Origin of the sequence: Modestobacter muralis, from assembly GCF_010682105.1 — a bacterium.
Classification (GTDB): Bacteria; Actinomycetota; Actinomycetes; order Mycobacteriales; family Geodermatophilaceae; genus Modestobacter; species Modestobacter muralis.
This window is the reverse complement of sequence record NZ_JAAGWH010000002.1, coordinates 1-23,605: the sequence shown is the minus strand read 5'-3', so window position 1 is coordinate 23,605 and position 23,605 is coordinate 1. Positions and strand designations below refer to the sequence as shown.

The window sequence follows — 23,605 nt, the reverse complement described above, 5'->3', positions numbered from 1 at the left end:
CGCCGGCGGGGAGCCGGCGGCCACGGGCGGACGCGGGACCTCAGAAGTCGAACTCGTCGACGTTGTCGGCGGTGAACTCCGTCGGGTCGCCGAGCACGATCTCGCCGTCGGCGCCGATCGTGTACTCGCCGAGCTCACCGGCCTCGAAGGTCTCGCCCTCGGCCCCGGTGATCTGGCCGGCGGACAGCGCGGCGCCGGCGTAGGCGGCCAGGTAGCCCAGGTCGGCCGGGTCCCACAGCGCGAAGGCGGTCACGGTGCCGTCCTTCACGAACTCGCGCATCTGGTTCGGGGTGCCCAGGCCGGTCAGCGCGACCTTGCCCTTGTACTCCGAGCCCGACAGGTACCGCGCCGCAGCGGAGATGCCCACGGTGGTCGGCGAGATGATGCCCTTGAGGTCGGGGGTGCTCTGCAGCAGGCCCTGGGTCTCCTGGAAGGACTTCTCGTCCTCGTCGTCGCCGTAGACGGTGGTGACGATCTCCATCTCCGGGTACTTCTCGGCCGCGTAGGTCTTCATGAGCTCGATCCAGGCGTTCTGGTTCGTCGCGTTGGCCGTCGCCGAGAGGATCGCGACCTTGCCGGCGCCGCCGATCTGCTCGGCCATCAGGTCGATCTGGGTCTCGGCGATGCCGTCGGGGGTCGCCTGGTTGATGAAGACGTCGCGGCACTCGGGGTCGGTGTCGGAGTCGAAGGTGACCACCTTGGCGCCACCGGCGCGGGCCTGGTCGAGTGCGGAGCAGATGGCGTTGGGGTCGTTGGCCGAGGTGACGATGACGTCGGCGCCCTGCTGGGTCAGCGTGTTGATGTAGCTGACCTGGGAGGAGGCGCTGGCCTCCGACGGCCCGACCTCGCTGTACTCGGCCTTCAGCTCTCCGGCGGCCTTCTCCCCGCCGCCGTCGGCGACGGCGAAGTAGGGGTTGTTGAGCTGCTTGGGCAGGAAGGCGATGGCCAGGCCCTCGGGGATCGCGGCGTCCGGGTCGGCCGAGGCGCTGGCCTCGCTGCCCCCACCGCTGGCGGGGGCAGCCGCCTCGGACTCCCGGGTGGTGCCGCCACAGGCGGCGGTGGTGAGCACCAGCGCGGCCACCGCGGAGCCGGTGATCACGCCCTGCAGACGGCGGGCGGTCAGGAAGCTGGTCATGGGTTCCCTCTCTGGACGCCGGCACGTCGATGTGCCGGAGGCTTGGGTGTGCTGGGGGCTGGGTGCTGGGGCGGGTCGGACAGGGGTCAGCGGGGCCTGGCACGGGTGCGGGTGCGCACCCCGGCGGCCACCTGGGGGGCGACGACGGCGACGATGAGCAGGACGCCGGTGACGATGTTGAGGACGTCGGAGGGGACGTTCACCAACTGCAGGGCGTTGCGCACCGAGGCCAGCAGGAGCGCGCCGGCCAGGACGCCGAGCAGACCGCCGCTGCCGCCGAAGATCGACACCCCGCCGAGCAGGATCGCGGCGATGACCTGCAGCTCCAGGCCGCTGGCGTTGTCGGCCCGGGCGCTGCCGTAGCGCAGCGTCCAGAACACCCCGCCCAGCGCGCTGACCACCCCGGCAGCGACGAAGAGCCACAGCTTGGTGCGACCGACGTCGATGCCGCTGAAGCGGGCGGCGTCCTCGCTGTTGCCCATGGCGTACAGCGACCGGCCGATCGGGGTGGCGTGCAGCAGCACGGCGGTCACCGCGATGAGCACGAGCAGCGGCAGGACGGCGTTCGGGATGCCCGTCCCGCCGATCGACCCGATCGCCCACCGGGTCCACTCGCGCGGGAAGTCCGCGACCGCCTGGTCACCGAGGACGACGAAGGCCAGCCCGCGGTAGAGCGCCAGGGTGCCGATGGTGACCGCCAGCGAGGGCAGCCCGAGCCGGGTCACCAGCAGGCCGTTGACCGCCCCGAGGACGGCGCCGAGCACCAGGCACAGCGGGATGATCGTCTGCAGGGACAGCCCGGCGAACCAGAGCTTGCCCATGACGGCGCTGCTCAGCCCGACGACGCTGGCCACGGACAGGTCGATCTCGCCGGTCACCACGATCAGCGTGAGCGGCAGCGCGATCAGCGCGACGGCCACGACGTCCAGCAGCAGGAACCCGGCGTTGCGGGTGCTGGCGAACCCCTCGACGGAGAACGAGGCGATGACCAGGAACAGCACCAGGAAGGTGCTGATGACGCTGCCGCCCGGCAGGGTGAACTGCCGGCGGGGCGCCCGGGCCTGCGGCGGGGCCGCGTTGCCGGCCACGGGGGCGGTGTCAACTGCCACGGAGGTTCCTCCCTCGGAGGCGGGCGGCCAGGCGCAGGGTCAGCGTCCGGTCCAGGGCGATGGCGGCGAGGATCAGGGCGCCGACGGCGGCGTCCCGCCAGAACGGGTTCAGGCCCAGCTGGGGCAGCGCGGTGCCGATCGTGGTGAGCAGCAGCGCGCCGAGGGCGGCGCCCCACGCGCTGCCGGTGCCCCCGGCGATGGCCACCCCGCCGACGACGGCGGCAGCGACGACGTTGAGCTCCAGGCCGGTGCCGGCGGTGGTGTCCAGGGTCTGGAACCGGGCCGCGTAGAGCACCCCGGCGAGGCCGGCGAGCGCGCCGTTGACGACGAAGGCGGTGAGCACCCGTCGGCCGACCGGGATGCCGGACAGCCGCGCGGCCTCGGGGGCCGAGCCGATGCCGTAGAGCTCGCGGCCGCTGCGGTAGGAGCGCAGGTGCACCCCGACCAGTGCGACGACGACGATCGCGAGCAGGAAGAGCACCGGGACGCCGAGCAGCCGGGCACCGCCGAAGGACTTGAAGCCGGCGGGCAGGTCCGAGGCGTTGATCTGCAGCCGGTCGCTGCTGCTGGCCCACAGCGAGTCCAGGCCCCGGATGGCGTAGAGCATGCCCAGGGTGACCACCAGGGAGGGCACCTTCGCCACCGCCACGACCGCCCCGGTGACCAGGCCGCAGAGCGCGCCGACCGCCGTCCCGGCGAGCAGCGCCACCACCACCGGGGTGCCCGGGTGGGCGACCAGCAGCGTGCCGGTGGCGTAGGCGGACAGCCCGAGCACCGAGCCGACCGAGAGGTCGACGTTGCGGGTGATGATCACCATCGTCTGGCCGGCGGCGAGGACCACGAGGACGGCGGCCGACAGCATCAGGTCGCGGACGTTCTGCCCGGACAGGAACCGTGGGTTGGCGATCAGCGTGACGCCGATGAGCAGCACCAGCGCAGCCAGGATGCCCAGCTCGCGGACGACGACCAGCCGCTGGGCGAGCGCGGCACCGCGGCGTGAGCGCGCCGTCGTCCCCTCGGTGGCGCTCGCCCCGGCCGGGGGCCGCTGGGCGGTCGGCGCGGTCATGACGCCACCTGCGCCGGCCGGGCGGTCTGGCCGGTCGCGGCGAGCATGACGCTGCTCTCGTCGGCCCGGGCGCGCGGGATGTCGGCGGCCAGCCGGCCCTCGTGCATCACCAGGACCCGGTCGGCCATGCCCAGCACCTCGGGGAGCTCGCTGGAGACCATCACGACGGCGAGCCCGTCGGCGGCCAGCTGGGACAGCAGGCGGTGCACCTCGGCCTTGGTGCCGACGTCGATGCCGCGGGTGGGCTCGTCGACGACCAGCACGGTCGGCCGGGTCGACAGCCACTTGGCCAGCACGACCTTCTGCTGGTTCCCGCCGGACAGCGTCGACACCGGGTCGCTCATCCGCCCGGCCTTGACCTGGAGCTTCGTCGACCACTCGGCGGCGGCGTCGCGCTCGCGGCGGGCGGAGAGCCAGCCCAGGCGGGACAGCTCCCACCGCCGGGTCAGCGTCGCGTTGCGCTCCACCGACAGCTCCATGACCAGCCCCTGCTGACGGCGGTCCTCGGGCACGAGCGCCATGCCGGCGGCCATCGCCGCGGCCGGGCTGCCGCCCTTGAGCCGCTTCCCCTCGACCTGGACGGTCCCGGCGTCGTAGCGGTCGACGCCGAAGACCGCGCGCATCACCTCGCTGCGGCCGGCGCCGACCAGCCCGGCCAGGGCCACGATCTCCCCGGCCCGCACGTCGAAGGAGACGTCGGTGAACACCCCGCGGCGGGTCAGTCCGCGGACCTCGAGGACGACGTCGCCGGCGGTGACGTCCTGCTTGGGGAACAGCTCGGCGACGTCCCGGCCGACCATGCGGCGCACCACCTGCTCGACGGTGAGGTCGACGGTGGCGTCGGTGGAGACCCACTGACCGTCGCGCATGACGGTGATCCGGTCGCAGAGGCCGAACACCTCGTCGAAGCGGTGGGAGATGAACAGCACGGCGGCACCGGAGGCGCGCAGCGCCCGGGCGACGGTGAACAGCCGCTCGACCTCGACGCCGGAGAGCGCGGCGGTGGGCTCGTCCATGACCAGGACCCGGGCGTCGAAGGACAGCGCCTTGGCGATCTCGACCATCTGCTGGTCGGCGATGGACAGGCCGCGGGCGGGCCGCTCGGGGTCCATCCGGACGCCGAGGCGCTCGAACAGCGCCTGGCAGCGGGCGGCGAGCTCCTTGCGGTCGATCCGCCGGCCGCCGGTGAGCGGCTGGCGGCCCATGAAGATGTTCTCCGCGACCGAGAGGTCGGGGAACAGGGTGGGCTCCTGGTAGATCACCGCGATGCCGGCGGCCCGGGCGGCTGCCGGGCTGTCCAGCGTGACCGGCCGGCCGTCGAGCAGCACCCGGCCGCTGTCGGGCCCGTGCACCCCGGCCAGGATCTTCACCAGGGTCGACTTGCCGGCGCCGTTCTCACCCACCAGCGCATGCGCCTCGCCCGCTCGGAGCTCCAGCCGCGCACCGCGCAGGGCGGCGATCGCACCGAAGGACTTCGAGACGTTCTCCAGGGCGAGCACGACGCTCCCCGGCTCCGTCGTCGGCATCCCGTTCGCCACGTGACCTCCTCGTCGAGTGGCAGCGCTGAAACGTTTCAGCTGGCTGTGGCGCACACCATAGGAGAGGTGCTAGAAATGTGTCAACCGTCACCGGCACGGCAATCCCGAGCCCGTCTCACCGCCCGCAACGACGGTTGAGACGTTTCAGTGATCCCCGTTCCCGACCGCGTTACCGTGAGCCCACGCCCAGCCGAGGAGGACCCCCTGACCGCCAGCATCCGCGACGTCGCCGGCCACGCCGGGGTCTCGGTGGGCACGGTCAGCAACGTCCTCAACCGACCCGAGGCCGTCAGCCCGGCCACCCGGGAACGCGTGCAGGCCGCCATCGCTGCGCTCGGCTTCGTCCGCAACGAGTCGGCCCGGCACCTGCGCGCCGGGCGCAGCCGCGTCATCGGGCTGATCGTGCTCGACATCGCCAACCCCTTCTTCACCGACCTCGCCCGCGGCGTGGAGGAGGTGGCCAACGCGGCGGGCCTGGCGGTGATCCTGTGCAACTCCGACGGGCAGCCGGCCAAGGAGGCCGCCCACCTGGAGGTGCTGACCGAGCAGCGGGTGCAGGGGGTGCTCATCACCCCGACCCCGGAGCTGTCCGCCGAGATCGACACGCTGCGCACCCGGGGGACGCCGGTGGTGCTGGTCGACCGCCGGGCCAACGGTCCCGACCAGTGCGCCCTGGCCGTCGACGACGTCCTGGGCGGCCGGCTGGCCGCGGACCACCTGCTCGAGGCCGGGCACGAGCGGATCGCCTTCATCGGCGGCACCGGCGGTCTGCCGCAGCTGCGCGAGCGGTACGAGGGGGTCGTCGCCGCCGTGCGCGACCACACCGCCGACCAGGACGCGCTCACGGTGCTCACCCCGGCGGGGCTCACGGTGGCCGGTGGCCGGGAGGCCGCCTCCCGGCTGCTGGGACTGCCCGCCGGCCGCCGTCCCACCGCGGCGATCTGCGCCAACGACCTGCTGGCCCTGGGCGTGCTGCAGGAGATGGTCCGGCAGGGCGTCCGCGTCCCGGAGGAGTTCGCCATCGTCGGCTACGACGACATCGACTACGCCGCCGCGGCCGCCGTCCCGCTCACGTCGGTGCGCAAGCCCCGGCACGAGCTGGGCCGGCGGGCGGCCGAGCTGCTGCTCGACGAGGCCGCCGGTGGCGACGGCGAGCACCCGCACGTGCACCAGCAGCTCGTCTTCTCCCCCGAGCTCGTCGTCCGCGAGTCCAGCACGGTCCGGCACCGCCGGGCCGCCACGACCTGAGAGGCGCCATGAAGGTCTCGCTCTTCGCCACCTGCCTGGTGGACACCATGACGCCGTCGGTCGGGATGGCCACCGGCCGGCTCCTGCAGCGGCTCGGGCAGGACGTCGTCGTCCCGCCGACGCAGGCCTGCTGCGGTCAGATGCACGTCAACACCGGCTACCGGCGCGAGGCGTTGGGCATCGTGGCCAACCACGTACGCGCCTTCGCCGGTGCCGAGGCGATCGTCGCGCCGTCCGGCTCGTGCGTGGCCTCGATCCACCACCAGCAGGCCGCGGTGGCCCGGCGGGCCGGTGACGAGGCGCTCGCCCAGGCCGCCGAGGAGCTCGCCGGTCGCACCTACGAGCTGTCGCAGTTCCTGGTCGACGTGCTGGGCGTGACCGACGTCGGGGCGTACTACCCGCACCGGGTCACCTACCACCCGACCTGCCACTCGCTGCGGCTGCTGGAGGTCGGCGACCGTCCGCAGCGGCTGCTGCGCGCGGTGCGCGGACTGGAACTGGTCGAGCTGCCCGGCGCCGAGCAGTGCTGCGGCTTCGGCGGCACCTTCGCGGTGAAGAACGCCGACACCTCCACCGCGATGCTCACCGACAAGATGGCCGCCGTGCTGTCCACGCACGCCGAGGTGTGCACCGCCGGCGACGCGTCCTGCCTGATGCACATCGGTGGCGGGCTGTCCCGGCTCCGCGCCGGCACCCGCACCGTCCACCTGGCCGAGATCCTCGCCTCGACGGAGCAGTCCACCCACCCCACCACCCCGACGGACGCCGTGACGCCGCACCAGACCACCCACCCCTCGGTGCCGGCATGACCGCCGTCCACCTCGGCATGCCCGGCCTGCCGACCGCGCCCCGGGGCGTGGGCCACCTGCGCGGCACCGAGTCCTTCCCGGACGCCGCCCGACACGAGCTGCGCAACGGGCAGCTGCGGGCCAACCTCGGCCACGCGACGGCGACCATCCGCGGCAAGCGGGCCGGGGTGGTCGCCGAGGTGCCCGACTGGGAGCAGCTGCGGGCCGCCGGCAAGGCCATCAAGGCCGCCACGATGGCCCGGCTCGACGAGCACCTGGTCGAGCTCGAGCGCCAGGTGACCGCCCGCGGGGGCACCGTGCACTGGGCCCGCGACGCGAACGAGGCCAACGCGATCGTCACCGCGCTGGTGCAGGCCACCGGGACGACCGAGGTGGTCAAGGTGAAGTCGATGGCCACCCAGGAGATCGGCCTCAACGAGGCGCTGGAGGCCGTGGGCCTGGACGTGTTCGAGACCGATCTGGCCGAGCTGATCGTGCAGCTGGGCGAGGACAAGCCGTCGCACATCCTGGTGCCGGCGATCCACAAGAACCGGGCCGAGATCAAGGAGATCTTCGCCCGCACCATCCCCGGCGTGGACCCCGAGCTGACCGACGACCCCCGGCAGCTGGCGATGGCCGCGCGCACCCACCTGCGGGAGCGGTTCCTGCGCGCCCGGGTCGCCGTCAGCGGGGCCAACTTCGCCGTCGCCGAGACCGGCACGCTCTCGGTGGTGGAGAGCGAGGGCAACGGGCGGATGTGCCTGACCCTCCCCGACACGCTGATCACCGTCATGGGCATCGAGAAGGTGGTGCCCACCTGGACCGACCTCGAGGTGTTCCTGCAGCTGCTCCCCCGCTCCTCCACCGGCGAGCGGATGAACCCCTACACCTCGACCTGGGCGGGGGTGACCCCCGGCGACGGTCCGCAGGAGTTCCACCTGGTGCTGCTGGACAACGGCCGGACGGCGGTCCTGGCCGACGAGGTGGGCCGCGAGGCGCTGCACTGCATCCGCTGCTCGGCGTGCCTGAACGTCTGCCCGGTGTACGAGCGCACCGGCGGGCACGCCTACGGCTCGGTCTACCCCGGGCCGATCGGGGCGATCCTGTCCCCGCAGCTCACCGGGGTGGAGGACAACGCCTCGCTGCCGTACGCCTCCTCGCTCTGCGGGGCCTGCTACGAGGTCTGCCCGGTGGCGATCGACATCCCCTCGATCCTGGTGCACCTGCGTGCCGAGCACGTCGAGGCGCAGGAGCACCCGACCGCCGAGGCGCTCGCCTTCCGCGGGCTGGCGAAGGCCATGTCGCACCCCCGGTTGTGGCACCTGGCCCAGCGCGGCGCCCGGCTGGGCCGGCTGATCGCGCGGGGGAAGCCCACGCTGCCCAACGTCTTCCCGCCGCCGATCTCGGGCTGGACCCGCAGCCGCGACCTGCCCACCCCGCCGACGCGGACGTTCGTGCAGCAGTGGACCGAGGAGCACGGCCAGTGAGCACCCACCCCTGTACACGGTCGTGCTCTGCTCACCCTGGTGCGCAGAGCCCGAGCTCAGCGAGGAGCACCCGGTGAGCGCCCGCGAGGAGGTGCTGGCCCGCATCCGGACGGCGCTCGGTGAGACCCGCGCCCCGGTGCCCGAGGTGGTCCGCGACTACCGGCAGGCCGGGAACGCCCCGGCCGACGCCGCGCTGCTGGCCCTGCTGGTCGACCGGGTCGAGGACTACCGCGCCGACGTGCTGCGCTGCGGCCCCGAGGAGGTCGGCGCCACCGTGCGCGCGGCGCTGACCCGGGGCCTGGGCGAGGGCTGGGCAGCGGCCGACGTCGTCGTCGCCCCGGGCCTGGACGCCGCCTGGCGACCGGACGGCTGCGACGTCGACGACGACCGTCCCGCGGTGCAGCTGGCCGACCGGGCCGCCGCCGTCACCGCAGTGGCCGTGGCGATCGCCGAGACCGGCACGCTGGTGCTCGACGGCTCCCCCGCCTGCGGGCGCCGGGCCCTGTCGCTGCTGCCCGACTGCCTGGTCTGCGTGGTGACCGTCGACCAGGTGGTGGCCGGGGTGCCCGAGGGCCTCGCGCGGCTGGACCCGGTGCGGCCGCTGACGATGATCAGCGGCCCGTCGGCCACCAGCGACATCGAGCTGCAGCGGGTCGAGGGCGTGCACGGCCCGAGGCAGCTGTTCGTGGTGCTGGCCGGCTGACCGGTGTCGCGGCGGCTCCCCGGCCGCCGCGACACCACCACCTGCCCGCTGCCACGGGGTGCAGCGGGCGTGAGCCCGCTCCCTGCCGGCTGCCACGGGGTGCGGCGGGGGTGAGGCGCTCACGATCGAGGGTGCCGGTGGCCGCCCCACCGGGTGCCCACTCCCCCGCGCCGGTCACCATGGACGGCGTGGGACGGGTCGCGGTCATCGGGGACGTCGGCGGGCACCGGGCGCAGCTGGCCCAGGCACTGGTCCGGCTGGGCGCCGACCCGGGCACGTACCGGCTGCCGCCCGACCTGCAGGTCGTGCAGGTCGGTGACCTGGTGCACCGCGGTCCGGACTCCCCCGGCGTGATCGCGCTCGTCGACCGGCTGCTGAGCGACCAGCCCGGGCAGTGGCACCAGCTGGCCGGCAACCACGAGGGCCAGTACGTGGACACCCCGGCGTTCGACTGGCCCGAGGTGCTGCCCGTCGCGGTGCAGGACACGCTGCGCGACTGGTGGAGCTCCGGCCGGATGCGCGTCGCCGCCGCGGTCACCCTGGCCGACGGGGAGCAGGTGCTCGTCACGCACGCCGGGCTGACGTCCGGGCTGCACCACCGCCTGGGCCGTCCCCGTACCGCGGACGACGCCGCCGCTGCGCTGGAGGCGCTGCGCGAGACGGACCCGGCGGCGCTGTGGCGGGCAGGCGCGATGCTCGGCGGTGGCGCCCCGGACCTCGCCGCCGGGCCGATGTGGGCCGAGGCCGGTGCGGAGCTGGCCGCGTCGTGGGTGGCCGACGAGGCGCTGGGCGTGCAGATGCCCTTCACCCAGGTGCACGGCCACTCCAGCGTCCTCGGGTGGGAGCGCGGCGAGCCGGTGCTGCGCGCCCCCGAGCTGCGGGACCGGATCCAGGTGCAGCAGGCCGACCGCCACGTCGCGGTCACCGCCGCCGACGGGCTGCTGCTCGGCATCGACCCGGGCTTCGGCCGCACCGCGCACTATCGATGGGCACCCCTGCTGTTCCCCGACGCGACCGTCACCGCCTGACTGCGGTCACGACCCCACCTTCGGTCGGACGACCTCGGGCAGCCCGCCGGCATCGGCCCGGACAGACCTCCGGCCCGGGCACCCTGCGAGCAGGGAGCCGGGCCGGAGGACGGGGTGTCGCAGGACGGAGCGCCCGCCGCCCGCTCCCGGTCCGAGGTCAGGGGACCTGAGGCGGGCTCAACGGGGGCGCCGAGCCGACGACGTCAGCTGCAGCCGCTGGTGGAGCCGCAGCCCTCGCAGACGTAGCAGCTGCCGGCGGGGCGCATCTTCGTGCCGCAGGTCATGCACAGCGGCGCGTCGGTGGCGGTGCCGGTGACCAGCTCGAGCAGCTCGGCCGAGGAGTGGGCCTCCTTGATCGCCTTCTTCGGGGACTCCTTCACCACCGGCGCCTCCGCCTTGGCCGGGGCCTCGGCGTGGGTCTCGGTCGGTGCGGAACCCCGCAGGGCCTCCAGGTCGACGTCGTCCTCGGTCACCGTGGAGGTGGCCGCGGAGGTGCCGTAGGAGCCGGCGACCTGCTCAGCCCGCTCCTCGGCGGAGAAGATCCCCAGGCCGGCGCGGGTCTCGGCCGGCAGGTGGTCCAGCGCCAGGCGACGGAAGATGTAGTCCATCACCGACTGGGCGATCCGGATGTCCGGGTCGTCGGTCATGCCGGCGGGCTCGAAGCGCATGTTGGTGAACTTCTGGATGTAGGTCTCGAGCGGCACACCGTGCTGCAGGGCCAGGGAGATCCCGATCGAGAAGGCGTCCATCACGCCGGCCAGGGTCGAGCCCTGCTTGCCCAGCTTGAGGAAGACCTCACCGAGGCTGCCGTCCTCGTACATGCCGGCGGTCATGTAGCCCTCGGCGCCGGCGACGCTGAAGGACGTGGTGACGCTGGTGCGCTTCTTCGGCAGGCGCTTGCGCACCGGGTGGGCCAGGGCGGTGGCCGCTGGGGCGACCTCGGCGACGGCGACCTCGTCCTTGGTGCCGTCGTTCTTGCCCTTGCCACCGGACAGCGGCTGGCCGACCTTGCAGTTGTCGCGGTAGATGGCCAGCGCCTTGATGCCCATCTTCCAGCCCTGGAAGTAGATGTCGGCGACCTCTTCGACCGTGGCCGACTCGGGCATGTTGACCGTCTTGCTGATCGCGCCGGAGATGAACGGCTGGACCGCGGCCATCATGCGGACGTGGCCCATCGGGGAGATGGCGCGCTCGCCCATCGCGCAGTCGAAGACCGCGTAGTGCTCCGGGCGCAGGCTCGGGGCGTCGACGACGTGGCCGTTCTCGGCGATGTACTCGACGATCGCCTCGACCTGCTCGTCCTGGTAGCCCAGGCTCGTCAGCGCCCGCGGCACCGTCTGGTTGACGATCTGCATGGAGCCGCCGCCGACGAGCTTCTTGAACTTGACCAGCGAGAAGTCCGGCTCGATGCCGGTCGTGTCGCAGTCCATCATGAAGCCGATGGTGCCGGTGGGGGCCAGCACGGAGGCCTGCGCGTTGCGCCAGCCGTTCTCCGCGCCGATGGCCAGACCCTCCTGCCACTGGGCCGTGGCGACCTTGAGCACGTCGGCGTCGTCCGCGCCGACCGGGCGGATGGCGTCGTTGGCCGCGGCGTGCTTGCGCATGACCCGGGTGTGGGCGTCGGCGTTGCGGGCGAAGCCGTCGTAGGCACCGACGATGCCGGCCAGCTCGGCCGAGCGGCGGTAGGCGGTGCCGGTCATCAGCGACGTGATCGCCGCGGCGAGCGACTGGCCACCGCGGGAGTCGTAGGCGTGGCCGGTGGCCATCAGCATCGCGCCGAGGTTGGCGTAGCCGATGCCCAGCTGGCGGTAGGCCCGCGTGGTCTCACCGATCGGGGCGGTCGGGAAGTCGGCGAAGCAGATCGAGATGTCCATCGCGGTGATGATCAGCTCGACGGACTTCACGAAGTTCTTGGAGTCGAAGGTGCCGTCGTCCTTGAGGAACTTCATGAGGTTCAGCGACGCCAGGTTGCACGAGCTGTTGTCCAGGCTCATGTACTCCGAGCACGGGTTCGAGGCGTTGATCCGCCCCGTCTCGGGGTTGGTGTGCCAGTCGTTGATCGTGTCGTCGTACTGGATGCCCGGGTCGGCGCACTCCCAGGCGGCCTGGGTGACCTTGCCGAACAGCTCACGGGCGTCGACGGTCTCGATGACCCGGTTGTCCTCACGGGCCCGCAGCCCGAACTCGGTGCCGCTCTCGACCGCGCGCATGAACTCGTCGTTGACGCGGACGGAGTTGTTGGCGTTCTGGTACTGGACGCTGGTGATGTCCCGGCCGCCGAGGTCCATGTCGTACCCGGCGTCCCGCAGCGCGCGGATCTTGTCCTCCTCGCGCGCCTTGGTCTCGATGAACTCCTCGATGTCGGGGTGGTCGATGTCGAGGACGACCATCTTCGCCGCGCGACGGGTCGCGCCACCGGACTTGATGGTGCCGGCGGAGGCGTCGGCGCCGCGCATGAAGGAGACCGGGCCCGACGCGGTGCCACCGGAGGACAGCAGCTCCTTGGAGGAGCGGATGCGGGAGAGGTTCAGGCCGGCACCGGAGCCGCCCTTGAAGATCAGGCCCTCCTCGCGGTACCAGTTGAGGATCGAGTCCATCGTGTCGTCGACGGCCAGGATGAAGCAGGCGCTGACCTGCTGCGGCGAGGCGGTGCCGACGTTGAACCAGACCGGGGAGTTGAAGCTGAACACCTGGTGCATGAGCATCCAGGTCAGCTCGTGCTCGAAGACCTCGGCGTCCTCATCGGTGGCGAAGTACCCGTGCTCGCGGCCGGCCGCACCGTAGGTCAGCACGACGCGGTCGATGAGCTGGCGCAGGCTGGTCTCGCGCTGCGGGCTGCCGACAGCACCACGGAAGTACTTCGTGGTGACGATGTTGGTGGCGTTGATGCTCCACTCGGAGGGGAACTCGACCCCGCGCTGCTCGAAGTTGATCGAGCCGTCCCGCCAGTTGGTCATGACGACGTCGCGGCGCTCCCACACGACCTCGTCGTAGGGGTGCACCCCAGCGGTGGTGAAGACCCGCTTGACCTTCAGGCCCTTCCCCCGGGTGGGGGTCTTGCCCGCGGTGCGGCGGTTCCGGCTGGGAGAGAGGCGGTCGGCGGTCTCGGTCAAAGCGTGCTCCCGTGGTGAGGCGTGCTGAACTGGATGGCTGCTGAGCCGGCGGTTGCCGGGAGCCTGTGGTGTGTGTCCCGCGGTGCGGGAGGCCCGGACGACGGGCGGTGCGTGGCGCGCGGGCGTGGGGGCCGGGGCGAGAGGTCAGCCGGCCGGCGACCCGGCGACGACGCCGGGCGGGCCGTTGTCGGCGACCTCTGGCCGGAGCCGCTTGAGCTCGGCGATCTCCTTCTCGAAGTCCGCCGCCGAGGAGAACGACCGGTAGACGCTGGCGAACCGGAGGTAGGCGACCTCGTCGAGGTAGCGCAGCGGCCCGAGGATGGCCAGGCCGACCTCGTTGCTGGGGACCTCGGCGGCCCCGGTGGCGCGCACGGCGTCCTCGACCTTGGCGGCGAGGACGGCGAGCTGCCCCTCGTCGACCGGGCGCCCCTGGCACGCCCGGCGCACCCCGGCGATGACCTTGTTCCGGTCGAAGGGCTCGCTGACGCCGCTGCGCTTGACGACGGCGAGCACCGGCTCCTCCACGGTCGTGAAGCGGCGACCGCACACCGGGCACGACCGGCGGCGGCGCGTGCTGGCGCCCTCGTCGGTCTCCCGCGAGTCGACGACCCGGCTGTCAGGGCTGTGGCAGAACGGACAGCGCACCGGGCACCTCCTCGATCGGCGGGCCGCCGGAGCGACCGTGGAGCACCTCCTGTGGACCGCCCGGGGGACATCCGGTGGATGTCCTGGGGCTGACCTGGGGACGTGCCTGTGGAGAAGAACAACATCTCTGTCACACAAGATGTTGGGGTGAGGTTAGCCCCGCACCACTACCCGTACAACCCCCGGGCCCCGGCGCGTCTTCCTCCGTCGCACCGGCCCCGCCCGTACCAGGCACTTTCCCGCGCCACGCCCGGGAACCCGCCGGCTCAGGGCAGCTGGAGCTCCGCACCGGGCAGCAGGTCGACGCTGTCGAGCCCGTTGAGCTCCACGATCGCGTCGACCACGGCCCGCCGGTCCTGGTCGGGGGCGACGTCGCCGGCGATGGACCACAAGGTGTCCCCCGACCGCACGACGACGGTGTCCGAGCCGGCCAGCTGCAGGCCGCTCCCCCGGTTCAGCTCCACGGTCACGACGGTGCCTGCGGCGATCGACAGGCCGATCGCGATCGACAGGCCGGCCACCACCCGGCGGCCGCGCGCGGTGAGCTGCAGCGGGGCCGGCGGGTGCGCCTCGACCGGCTGGCGGCGCACGCGCACCACGGGGCGGGCCTCACCGGCGCACACCCCGCGGACCGACCGTGCGGCCGCACCGTCGAGACGGGCCGGCCGGGCCCCGGGGCGGGCCGCGTCGCGCCGCGCGGGGACCTGGCCGACCTGCTGCGCCCCCCGGCCGGGGACGCCCTGACCGCACGCGGCGGCCGGGCGGGTGGGGGACGCGGCCGGCCGCCGCACGCGCGGCACCAGGGTCAGGGGTGCCGCGGACGTGGCGGGGGCGTCGAGCTGTGGGCTGACCATCGGGGGGCTCCTGGAGGTCTGGCGGTGGGTCGTCGTCGGACGCCCGGCCGGCCCAGGCGGTCCCCCCGAGGCAGTGGCACCGGGTGCCGGGCCGCCTCGAACGCCTGTTCGATTCGAACGTCTGTGCGAATGTCTACCGCATCCCACCGACAAGTCCAGACCCGGACGCGCGACTCGTTCGAACAGGTGTTTGAACAACACCGGTGTAACCCGCTACCGTGCTACCGAGATCGCTGACCGGACCGCTCTCCCCGGCCCCCGTGCCGGGTGTGAGCGACTGGGAACTGCTGCCCCGGCAGCCGGACGAGGAGGACACCATGGCGGCCGACGGCCCCACGGCAGGCGGGACCGGCCCCACGCGGCGAGCCCGCGGCACGGCCGAGACCCCCGGGACCGACGCCACGACGGGGAGCGGGACGGTCGCCGCCGTCCGCGAGTTCCCCGAGCGCGGGGAGGCCGGCGACGGCCTCACCCAGCGCCAGCGCCGGGTGCTCGAGGTCATCCGCGACTCGATCGACCGCCGCGGCTACCCGCCGTCGGTGCGCGAGATCGGCGAGGCCGTCGGCCTGTCGTCGGCCTCCTCGGTGGCCCACCAGCTGTCGGTGCTGCAGCGGAAGGGCTGGCTGCGGCGCGACCCCAACCGCCCGCGCGCCCTCGACGTCCGGATGCCCGGCGAGACGACCGTGATGACCGAGTCGCCGGGTGAGCCGACCGCGTCCGCCGCCGCCGGCGCCGTCGACGAGGCCAGCACGCCGCGCCCGACGTACGTGCCGCTCGTCGGCCGGATCGCCGCCGGTGGCCCCGTGCTGGCCGAGCAGGCGGTCGAGGACGTGTTCCCGCTCCCCCGCGAGCTGGTCGGCGAGGGCACGCTGTTCATGCTCAAGGTCGCCGGTGACTCGATGGTCGAGGCGGCCATCTGCGACGGCGACTGGGTCGTCGTCCGGCAGCAGCCGACCGCGGAGAACGGCGAGATCGTGGCCGCGATGATCGACGGCGAGGCGACGGTCAAGACCTACAAGCGCCGCGACGGGCACGTCTGGCTGATGCCGCACAACCCCGCGTACGAGCCCATCCCGGGTGACGACGCGACGGTCCTGGGCCGGGTCGTCACCGTCCTGCGGCGCGTCTGACGACCCGACCGGCCGCTCCCCCACCGGGAGCGGCGGGTCCCGTCATGACTCCCAGGCCCCTGGCGCGCGCAGCGCGCCGGGGGCCTTCGTCATCCCTCGCGACGGCGGCGGAGCCGCCCGCCGACCCAGACCAGCACGGTGGCCACCCCGGCTGCGACCAGTCCCGCGGTGACCGGGTTGACGCCGCCGGACAGGTCCGTCGCGGCGGCGGCGGCGCCGTCGTCGCCGTCCGGGGCGTCCGCAGCCGGCGCCGGGGCGAGGTCGGCGACCGGCACGAGCGTGAGCGCGGCCGGCAGCCCCTCACTGCTGACGAGCAGGTCGCGGTCGTTGCCGGCGAACGCGATCGCCTCACCCTGCGGTGAGTCCGGCAGCGGGACCCGCACCGGCGGCCCGCTCAGCGCACCGGCCACGTCGGAGTCGGTCAGCGGCCACACGTAGGCGTCGGTGTAGGTGCGCAGGGCCACGCGCTGCCCGTCGCGGGAGACCGCTCCCCCGGTGACCAGCAGCTGTCCGGCGCGGCCGACCGGGCCACCGGGGGTGCCGGTGAGGGTGAACCCCATGCCCAGGACCCGGGTCATCGGCAGCGTCACGCCGTCGGCGAGCGGCTCGTCCGGCCGGTACACCGAGCTCGCGCCGAGCACCTCCTTGGTCACCAGGTACGGCGTGCCGTCCGGGGCCATCAGGACCGCCTCGGCGTCGTGCGGGCCGTCGGGGTAGGTCAGCCGGGTGAGCGTGCTGCTGCCGTCGGGGCGGAACCCGATCAGCGCGACCGTCTCCCGGTCCTGCTCGTTGTCCCCGATGTCGGCCAGCCACACGGTGCCGTCAGGGCCGAGCGCCAGGTCCTCGGGGTCGTAGGGGTCGACCGCCGCGGTCCGCACCTCACCGACCGCGCACGCGCCGTCCAGCGCGAAGACCTCGGCCTGGTCGCCGCCGTCGTTCATCGCCAGCACGCCGTCCCCGATGCCGACGAGCCCGGAGAGCTCCGGCAGCCGCTCGTCGGTGATCTCGCACCGCGTGGCGGGCGCACCGTAGGCGTCGGCCGCGGTCGCCGGGGACGCCGACAGGAGCACGGCCAGCACGACCAGGGGTGCGCTCAGCGCCGCACCGGCCACCCGGTGGTGGCGGCGGGCGCGGTCAACCCTGCTGTCGGCCCGCTCTGGCACGCGCCCAGCGTGACACCGGCAGCGCGTCGAGTGCATGAACCACGCCCAAGAGCAGCACGCCGACGGCCAGCCCGACCACCACGTCGGTGACCCAGTGGAAGTTCAGCGCGACCATCGCAGCACCCGTGACGAACGGCCCCAGGACGGCGAGTGCCCAGAAGGCACGCTGGGCGCGGGCGGGCAGCCCGAACTCCACGGCCTGCCAGCGGGCCACCCCCCACATCAGCACGGCGTTGGCCACGTGCCCGGAGGGGTAGCTGCCGCCCCCACGGTGGAAGAACGAGCCCGGGTACTCCGGCGCGGTGCGCCCGGTGCCCCACTTGAAGGCGTAGACCACGGCGGTGAGCAGGACCAGGGCCAGGAGGATCCGCAGCGCGGGGACGTAGCTGCGCCGCCGGACCGCCGTCCAGGCCACGAGCCCGGCCAGCACGATCAGCACCGTGCCCCGGCCCCCGGCCTGGGTGAGGACCCAGACCGGCCAGTGGAGGGCGGAGTCGCGCAGGTCCCAGGCGTCGACGACGGCGGACACCCGCAGGTCCAGCGCCTCCAGCACGCCACCGGTGAGCAGGTCGACGGTCACGGCCAGGGTGACCACGGCGGAGAGGGCCAGCAGCCACCAGGGCGGCCGACCGGTGCTGGTCACCGGCGCGGCGACGTCCTGCGGCGCGGTCGCCGGCCGCAGCGCTCCGCCCCTGGCCACCGGGTCACCGTACCGGGCCGGGCCGGCTCTCCCGGACGTGCGACAGGGCCGCGCCGGGGTGCGGCACGGCCCTGTCGGTCCGCTGCGAGGGCAGCGGGTCCTGCGTCAGCTCTCGGGAACGGGCGCGGGGAACGGCTCCAGGAGGGACGCGAGGCCCGCGTCGACCTGGGCGACCAGCCGGGTGCCCTCGGGCTCGTGGGTCTCCTCGAGCACCTCGCCGTCGCGGTGCACCCGGGCGACCAGGTCGCCCCGGTCGTAGGGCACGAGCACCTCGACGTGGACGGCGGGGTGCGGGAGCCGCGCGGCGATGACGTCGCGGAGCGCCTCGATGCCCTCGCCGGTGCGAGCCGAGATCCAGACCGCGCCCGGCAGCGCCTGGCGGAGCAGGAGCACGTCCTCCTCGCTCATCGCGTCCACCTTGTTGACCACGATCAGCTCGGGGACCGAGGAGGCGTCGATGTCGTTGAGGACGACGTGCACCGCATTGATCTGGCCCAGCGGGTCGGGGTCGGACCCGTCGACGATGTGCAGCAGCAGGTCGCTGGCCGCGACCTCCTCCAGGGTCGACCGGAAGGCGTCGACGAGCTGGTGCGGCAGGTGCCGCACGAAGCCGACGGTGTCGGTGAGCGTGTACTCCCGGCCGTCGACCGTCTCCGCCCGCCGGACCGTCGGGTCCAGGGTGGCGAACAGCGCGTCCTGCACCAGCACACCGGCGTCGGTGAGCTGGTTGAGCAGGCTGGACTTGCCGGCGTTGGTGTAGCCGGCGATCGCCACGCTCGGCGTCGCGTTGCGGTCGCGGGAGTTGCGCTGCGTCGTACGGGCGGTCGCCATGCCGGCGATCTCGCGGCGCAGCTTGCTCACCCGTGACCGGATGCGCCGACGGTCGGTCTCGATCTTGGTCTCACCCGGTCCACGGGTACCGATGCCGCCACCGCCGGCGACACGGCCACCGGCCTGCCGGCTCAGCGACTCACCCCAACCACGCAGGCGCGGCAGCATGTACTGCATCTGGGCGAGCTCGACCTGGGCCTTGCCCTCCCGGCTGGTGGCGTGCTGGGCGAAGATGTCCAGGATCAGCGCGGTCCGGTCGACCACCTTGACCTTGAGCACCTTCTCCAGCTGGTTCAGCTGGCCGGGGGTCAGCTCACCGTCGCAGATCACGGTGTCGGCGCCGGTCGCGGCGACGATGTCGCGGATCTCGTTGGCCTTGCCCGAACCCACGTAGGTGGCGGCGTCGGGCTTGTCGCGGCGCTGCACGAACGCCTCGAGCACCTCGGAGCCCGCGGTCTCGGCCAGGGCGGCGAGCTCGGCCAGCGAGCGCTGGGCGTCGACGGCCGTCCCCTCGGTCCAGACGCCGACCAGCACGACGCGCTCCAGGCGCAGCTGCCGGTACTCGACCTCGGTGACGTCGGCGAGCTCGGTGGACAGCCCGCCCACGCGACGGAGCGCGCTGCGCTCCTCCAGGGCGTAGGACCCGGGGGTCTCACCGGGGAGGTCCCACTGGGTGGGTGTGGTCGTGTCGCGCGACCGGGCGGCCTTGTCTGCCCGGACCTCGGCGTCCTCGAGGATCGCGCGGTTCTGCGGTGTCGTCATCGTCTCCAGCGTGGCATGCCCCTGCGTCTGGGGCGAGCGAGTTGTCTGCATCGTGCCCGGTACAACACCTCAGAACTCCGGGTGCATCCCGAGGTAGAGGGACCACTTCTGCCCGTCCGGATCGGCCGGCCGGCGGACGAACTCGTCGAGCAGGCCCTGCACCCGCTCCTCCAGCTCGGCCTTCTCCGCCGGGGTCAGCCGGAGCGCCAGCCGGGTGCTCTCCAGGCGCCGCTCCCCCACCTCGGCGACCTCCTCCAAGAAGGCGCCGAGCGCGGGGTCGCGCCGCGGCCCCGGGCCACCGGCGTTGTCCATCTGCCAGCTCTTGCCGGTCGCCCGGTACGGCACCTCGCGGGCCCCGCGCGGCCCGCGCCGCTCCGGCTCGGCGGCCAGGAAGCCGGTCTCGCGCAGGGTGCGCACGTGGTGCAGCACGGTCGCCGGGTTCCGGCCGAGCCGGGCGGCGAGCTCCTTGTTGGTCAGCGCGGTGTCCCGGCACAGCCGCAGGATCCGCAGCCGGACGGCGGAGGCCAGCGCCCGCGCCTCGGCGTCGCTGGCCGGCCGGCGCTCGTCCTCTGCGGGTCCCGGTCCGCTCACGCCGCCAGTCTAGGGCGACGCGCCGGAATCCGATTGACACTTCCCAATCGCACCGGTCAGGCTCGCCTCGTGACCACCGACCGGAGCCTGCTGCGGCACCGCGACTTCCGCCACCTCTGGGCCGCCGAGACCGTCAGCCAGGTCGGGACCCAGGTGACGATGCTGGCCCTGCCGGTCATCGCGGTCACCCTGCTCGACGCGACGCCGCTGCAGATGGGCGTGCTCACCGCCCTGGAGACCGCCGCCTTCCTGCTCATCGGCCTGCCCGCCGGCGCGTGGGTGGACCGCTGGCGGCGCAAGCGGGTGCTGGTGACCGCCGACCTGGTCCGCGCGGCCGTGCTGGTCACGCTGCCCGTGGCGTACCTGGCCGACCTGCTGACGCTGGGCCAGCTCTTCGTGGTCGCGGCGGTCACCGGTACCGCGACGGTCTTCTTCGACGTGGCCTACCAGAGCTACCTGCCCACGCTGGTCGACCCCGACCAGCTCGTCGACGGCAACGGCAAGCTCGAGGCCAGCCGGGCGGTGGCGCACGTCGCCGGACCGGGGGTCACCGGCGTGCTGCTGCGGCTGTTGGGTGCTCCCCTGCTCGTCGCGGTGGACGCGGTGTCGTTCCTGCTCTCGGCACTGTTCATCGGCCGCATCCTCCGGCCCGACGTGGTCCCCGACCGGGCGGCGCGGCGACCACTGCGCACCGAGATCGCCGAGGGCTTGTCCTTCGTCGTCCGGCACCCGCTGCTGCGCCGCATCGTGGCCTGCACCGGCACGGCCAACCTGTTCGGGGCGATGACCAGCGCCCTGCTCGTGCTCTACGTGATCCGCTCGCTGGGGCTGTCCGAGGCGACCCTCGGGCTGGTCTTCTCCCTCGGCGCGGTCGGGGGGCTGCTGGGCGCGGCCACCGCCGCCCGCTTCGCCCGCCGGGTCGGTGAGGGCCGGTCGATCCCGCTGTCGGCGGTCGCCTTCGCCGCCGCCGGGGCGTTCGTGCCGCTGGCCGCCGTGGGCGCCCCGGTGGTGCTGCTGACGACCGGCTGGTTCATGCTCAGCTGGTCCACCGTCGTCTACAACGTCACCCAGGTCAGCTTCCGGCAGCGGCTGTGCCCGCCCGGGCTGCTGGGCAGGATGAACGCCTCGGTGCGCTTCATCGTCTACGGCACCATGCCGGTGGGCGGGCTGCTCGGCGGCGTCCTCGGCGAGTGGCTCGGCGTCCTGCCCGCCCTGTGGACGGCCACCGCGGGCGGCTTCGTGGCGTGCCTGCCCGTGCTGCTCAGCCCGCTGCTGACGATGCGCGACCTGCCCCGCGAGCTCGACGTCACCGCCGCACCGGTTGGCACCGGCAGCGCCGGGTAGGTCGCGCAGGACGCATCCAGCACAGGGAGGACGACGATGACCCAGCCCACGACCAACTCCGACGGCGAGCTCGACGACCCGGGCCGCGACCCGGTCGGGCTCGAGGTGCCGCGCAACCCGCTCGGTGGCGCGGACCAGGACACCGGCCGCGGCACCCCGCGCGGTGACGACGGCGACGCCCCCGGCGACAACGACGCGGCCGCGGGCGGCGCAGCACAGCCCTGAGCCGCGCAACGCGGACAGCACGACCCGGGGCTGCGGAGCCCGGACGACGCAGCCCTGCGCAGGTCAGCCGGCGAGCCACTCCTCGGTGAGCACGCCGGTGGCGACGACGACGGCGGGGCCGGAGAGCACCGTCGTCGTCCCGTCGAAGGCGACGGTGAGCCGGCCGCCCGGGACGTCGACCACGACGGTCCCGGCGGTCCGGCCGCCGGCCTCGAGCGTCGCGTAGGCCGCGGCACAGGCGCCGGTCCCGCAGGACCGGGTCTCGCCCACCCCGCGCTCGTGGACCCGCAGCCGGACGTGGGCCTCGGCGCCGCCGGGGGCGTCCTCGGCGGCGAGCACGTTGACCATCTCGACGTTGACCCCGTCGGGGAACATCGCCGGGTCGACACCGGGCAGCGCGGTGAGGTCGAGGGTGTCGACCTCGACGTCGGTCAGGCAGACCAGGTGCGGGTTGCCCATCGAGACGCCCAGCCCCGGGTACGTGACCCCCGCGATCCAGGCATCGCCGCGGCCCAGCGGGACAGCGGGGCCCATGTCGACCCAGTAGCCGCCGTCGGGGCGGGCACCGACCCGGCGGGGTCCGCCGCGGGTGCCGACCAGCACCCCGGCCTCGGCGGCCGCGCGGTCCAGCAGCCCCTCGGTGAGCAGCACGTGCAGGTACAGCCGGATCCCGTTGCCGCACATCTCGGCGTGCGAGCCGTCGGCGTTGCGGTGGTCCATGAACCACTCGCAGTCGCCCAGCGCCGCACCGAGGACGGCCGGGGCGTCGGGCACGTGCGCGCTGCGGACGACCCGGAGGACGCCGTCCCCGCCCAGGCCCGCGCGCCGGTCGCAGAGCCGGCGGACCAGCGCGCCGTCCAGCCGCTGCTCCGGCCACACGATGCCGTCGGGGTCGGGCAGGACGACGAAGTCGTTCTCCGTGCCGTGGCCCAGGAGCACCCGCGGGTCGCTGTCGATCACGCCCCGATCGTACGGGCGCCGACCAGCGCCTCCACCGCGTCGACCAGGTCGGGGCGGGCGGCGTCGAACCAGCTGGTGGAGGTGTCCCGGCGGAACCAGGACCGCTGCCGGCGGACGAACCGGCGGGTGGTGACCACCGTGCGCTCGACCGCCTCGGCCGCGGTGAGCAGCCCGTCGAACTGCTGCAGGACCTGCGCGTAGCCCAGCGCCCGGGACGCCGTCGGCCCCTCGCGCAGCCCCTCGGCGGACAGCTGCTCGACCTCGGCGACGAACCCGGCGGCCCACATCGCGTCGACCCGCCGGGCCAGCCGGTCGTCGAGCTCGGCGGTCTCCCGGTCCAGGCCGACGGTGACCGCCGGGTAGTGCGCCCGCGGTTCCGGCAGCCGCGCGGAGAAGGGCTGCCCCGTGAGCTCGATGACCTCCAGCGCCCGCACCACCCGCCGTCCGTCGCTGGGCATGATCGCCGTGGCCGCCGCCGGGTCGAGGGCGGCCAGCCGGTCGTGCATCGCCGCTGCACCCTCCACCGCCAGCTCCTCACCCAGCCGGGACCGGACGGCGGCGTCGGTGCCGGGGAAGTCCAGCTCGTCGAGGACGGCGCGGACGTAGAGACCCGAGCCGCCGACCAGCAGCGGGACGACGCCGGCGGCGCGCAGCCGGTCGACCCCCGCGCGGGCCCGCTGCCGGTACTCCAGGACCGAGGCCGGCTCGCGCACGTGCCACAGGTCCAGCAGGTGGTGCGGCACACCGTCCTGCTCGGCGACGGTGGGCTTGGCCGTGCCGATGTCCATGCCGCGGTAGAGCTGCATCGAGTCGGCGTTGACCACCTCCCCGCCCAGCCGGTGGGCCAGCGCGACGGCCAGCGCGGTCTTGCCGGTGGCGGTCGGGCCGACGACCGCGACGACCGGCGGCCCGGCGGCTGCCCCGCCCGACGGCGGCCCGCTCACCGCGGCGTCCAGGTGGCGACCAGGTACCCGACCCCGAACGGTGCGTCGTCGTAGCCGACCTCGGCGGAGAAGGTCCGCCCGGCCAGCGCCGCCCCGACCGACCGCCACACGGGGACGCCGGCGGCCAGCAGCCGCTCCCCCGCGACCGGGTCCAGGCCGGCGAGCGCAGCCGGGTCGCCGGCGGCCAGGGCGGCGGCGACCGCGGCGTCGAAGGGCCCGGCGTCCGGGTCGAGGGCGCCCG

General features: G+C 74.0%; 21 protein-coding genes and 1 pseudogene. 8 read left to right on the top strand and 14 right to left on the bottom strand.

Going from position 1 to position 23,605, the window contains the following annotated elements:
• Nucleotides 1-40 precede the first annotated feature (40 nt).
• The 4 genes from rhaS to GCU67_RS00340 all read right to left on the bottom strand — a co-directional run bounded on the left by rhaS (nt 41) and on the right by GCU67_RS00340 (nt 4,848).
• Nucleotides 41-1,135, bottom strand: coding sequence for a rhamnose ABC transporter substrate-binding protein (rhaS, locus tag GCU67_RS00355; protein ID WP_163608944.1), 1,095 nt, complete (start codon nt 1,133-1,135; stop codon nt 41-43).
• Nucleotides 1,136-1,221: 86 nt separating this feature from the next.
• On the bottom strand, nt 1,222-2,244 hold the full coding sequence (locus GCU67_RS00350; protein ID WP_163608943.1) for an ABC transporter permease subunit: 1,023 nt from the start codon (nt 2,242-2,244) through the stop codon (nt 1,222-1,224).
• Complete coding sequence (locus GCU67_RS00345; RefSeq protein ID WP_163608942.1) at nt 2,234-3,310, bottom strand: ABC transporter permease; 1,077 nt, start codon at nt 3,308-3,310, stop codon at nt 2,234-2,236. Before GCU67_RS00345 ends, GCU67_RS00350 begins: the two co-directional genes overlap by 11 nt.
• A complete protein-coding gene (locus GCU67_RS00340; protein ID WP_211660515.1) occupies nt 3,307-4,848 on the bottom strand; it encodes a sugar ABC transporter ATP-binding protein in 1,542 nt (513 codons plus the stop codon). The genes GCU67_RS00345 and GCU67_RS00340 overlap by 4 nt, the downstream gene beginning before the upstream one ends.
• A 174-nt stretch (nt 4,849-5,022) precedes the next feature.
• On the opposite strand from GCU67_RS00340, the gene GCU67_RS00335 reads away from it, so the two are divergent.
• The 5 genes from GCU67_RS00335 (at nt 5,023) to GCU67_RS00315 (ending at nt 10,102) form a co-directional block, all read left to right on the top strand.
• Nucleotides 5,023-6,096: a LacI family DNA-binding transcriptional regulator gene (locus GCU67_RS00335; protein ID WP_338104679.1), complete on the top strand. Its 1,074-nt coding sequence runs from the start codon at nt 5,023-5,025 to the stop codon at nt 6,094-6,096.
• Nucleotides 6,097-6,104: 8 nt separating this feature from the next.
• Nucleotides 6,105-6,905: a (Fe-S)-binding protein gene (locus tag GCU67_RS00330; protein ID WP_163608941.1), complete on the top strand. Its 801-nt coding sequence runs from the start codon at nt 6,105-6,107 to the stop codon at nt 6,903-6,905.
• On the top strand, nt 6,902-8,371 hold the full coding sequence (locus GCU67_RS00325; protein WP_163608940.1) for a LutB/LldF family L-lactate oxidation iron-sulfur protein: 1,470 nt from the start codon (nt 6,902-6,904) through the stop codon (nt 8,369-8,371). Before GCU67_RS00330 ends, GCU67_RS00325 begins: the two co-directional genes overlap by 4 nt.
• Before the next feature lie 73 nt (nt 8,372-8,444).
• On the top strand, nt 8,445-9,074 hold the full coding sequence (locus GCU67_RS00320) for an LUD domain-containing protein (protein WP_163608939.1): 630 nt from the start codon (nt 8,445-8,447) through the stop codon (nt 9,072-9,074).
• 137 nt (nt 9,075-9,211) lie between these two features.
• Complete coding sequence (locus tag GCU67_RS00315; RefSeq protein ID WP_211660514.1) at nt 9,212-10,102, top strand: metallophosphoesterase; 891 nt, start codon at nt 9,212-9,214, stop codon at nt 10,100-10,102.
• 203 nt (nt 10,103-10,305) lie between these two features.
• On the opposite strand, the gene GCU67_RS00310 is transcribed toward GCU67_RS00315, so the two are convergent.
• From GCU67_RS00310 to GCU67_RS21225, 3 genes are all read right to left on the bottom strand, one after another.
• Nucleotides 10,306-13,215 (bottom strand): vitamin B12-dependent ribonucleotide reductase, encoded by a 2,910-nt coding sequence (locus GCU67_RS00310; protein WP_163608938.1) that lies wholly within the window; start codon nt 13,213-13,215, stop codon nt 10,306-10,308.
• A gap of 144 nt (nt 13,216-13,359) precedes the next feature.
• Nucleotides 13,360-13,860, bottom strand: a complete 501-nt coding sequence (gene nrdR, locus GCU67_RS00305; RefSeq protein WP_163608937.1) for a transcriptional regulator NrdR — start codon at nt 13,858-13,860, stop codon at nt 13,360-13,362.
• Nucleotides 13,861-14,126: 266 nt separating this feature from the next.
• A complete protein-coding gene (locus GCU67_RS21225; RefSeq protein WP_211660513.1) occupies nt 14,127-14,714 on the bottom strand; it encodes a LysM peptidoglycan-binding domain-containing protein in 588 nt (195 codons plus the stop codon).
• A gap of 269 nt (nt 14,715-14,983) precedes the next feature.
• Between GCU67_RS21225 and lexA the strand changes: the two genes are divergently transcribed.
• Nucleotides 14,984-15,844, top strand: coding sequence for a transcriptional repressor LexA (lexA, locus tag GCU67_RS00295; protein WP_338104678.1), 861 nt, complete (start codon nt 14,984-14,986; stop codon nt 15,842-15,844).
• Nucleotides 15,845-15,933: 89 nt separating this feature from the next.
• Here the strand turns inward: lexA and GCU67_RS00290 are convergent, their stop codons facing one another.
• The 4 genes from GCU67_RS00290 to GCU67_RS00275 all read right to left on the bottom strand — a co-directional run bounded on the left by GCU67_RS00290 (nt 15,934) and on the right by GCU67_RS00275 (nt 19,891).
• Complete coding sequence (locus GCU67_RS00290; RefSeq protein WP_338104677.1) at nt 15,934-17,007, bottom strand: flagellar basal-body rod protein FlgG; 1,074 nt, start codon at nt 17,005-17,007, stop codon at nt 15,934-15,936.
• Complete coding sequence (locus GCU67_RS00285; RefSeq protein ID WP_338104676.1) at nt 16,979-17,707, bottom strand: phosphatase PAP2 family protein; 729 nt, start codon at nt 17,705-17,707, stop codon at nt 16,979-16,981. Before GCU67_RS00285 ends, GCU67_RS00290 begins: the two co-directional genes overlap by 29 nt.
• Nucleotides 17,708-17,812: 105 nt before the next feature.
• Nucleotides 17,813-19,300 carry a GTPase HflX gene (gene hflX, locus GCU67_RS00280; RefSeq protein ID WP_163608936.1) on the bottom strand — a complete coding sequence of 496 codons (1,488 nt, stop codon included), beginning with the start codon at nt 19,298-19,300 and terminating at the stop codon, nt 17,813-17,815.
• 69 nt (nt 19,301-19,369) lie between these two features.
• Nucleotides 19,370-19,891, bottom strand: a complete 522-nt coding sequence (locus GCU67_RS00275) for a helix-turn-helix domain-containing protein (protein ID WP_163608935.1) — start codon at nt 19,889-19,891, stop codon at nt 19,370-19,372.
• A gap of 69 nt (nt 19,892-19,960) precedes the next feature.
• On the opposite strand from GCU67_RS00275, the gene GCU67_RS00270 reads away from it, so the two are divergent.
• Nucleotides 19,961-21,235 (top strand): MFS transporter, encoded by a 1,275-nt coding sequence (locus tag GCU67_RS00270; RefSeq protein WP_163608934.1) that lies wholly within the window; start codon nt 19,961-19,963, stop codon nt 21,233-21,235.
• A 36-nt stretch (nt 21,236-21,271) separates the two neighbouring features.
• Entirely contained in the window at nt 21,272-21,460 is a 189-nt protein-coding gene (locus GCU67_RS00265) for a hypothetical protein (protein ID WP_163608933.1), read from the top strand.
• A 63-nt stretch (nt 21,461-21,523) separates the two neighbouring features.
• Here the strand turns inward: GCU67_RS00265 and dapF are convergent, their stop codons facing one another.
• From dapF to GCU67_RS00250, 3 genes and pseudogenes are all read right to left on the bottom strand, one after another.
• A complete protein-coding gene (gene dapF, locus GCU67_RS00260) occupies nt 21,524-22,420 on the bottom strand; it encodes a diaminopimelate epimerase (RefSeq protein ID WP_163608932.1) in 897 nt (298 codons plus the stop codon).
• Entirely contained in the window at nt 22,417-23,364 is a 948-nt protein-coding gene (gene miaA / locus GCU67_RS00255; RefSeq protein ID WP_338104675.1) for a tRNA (adenosine(37)-N6)-dimethylallyltransferase MiaA, read from the bottom strand. Before miaA ends, dapF begins: the two co-directional genes overlap by 4 nt.
• Nucleotides 23,361-23,605: pseudogene (locus GCU67_RS00250) on the bottom strand (hypothetical protein); the annotation flags it as partial. The gene miaA and the pseudogene GCU67_RS00250, both read right to left, overlap by 4 nt.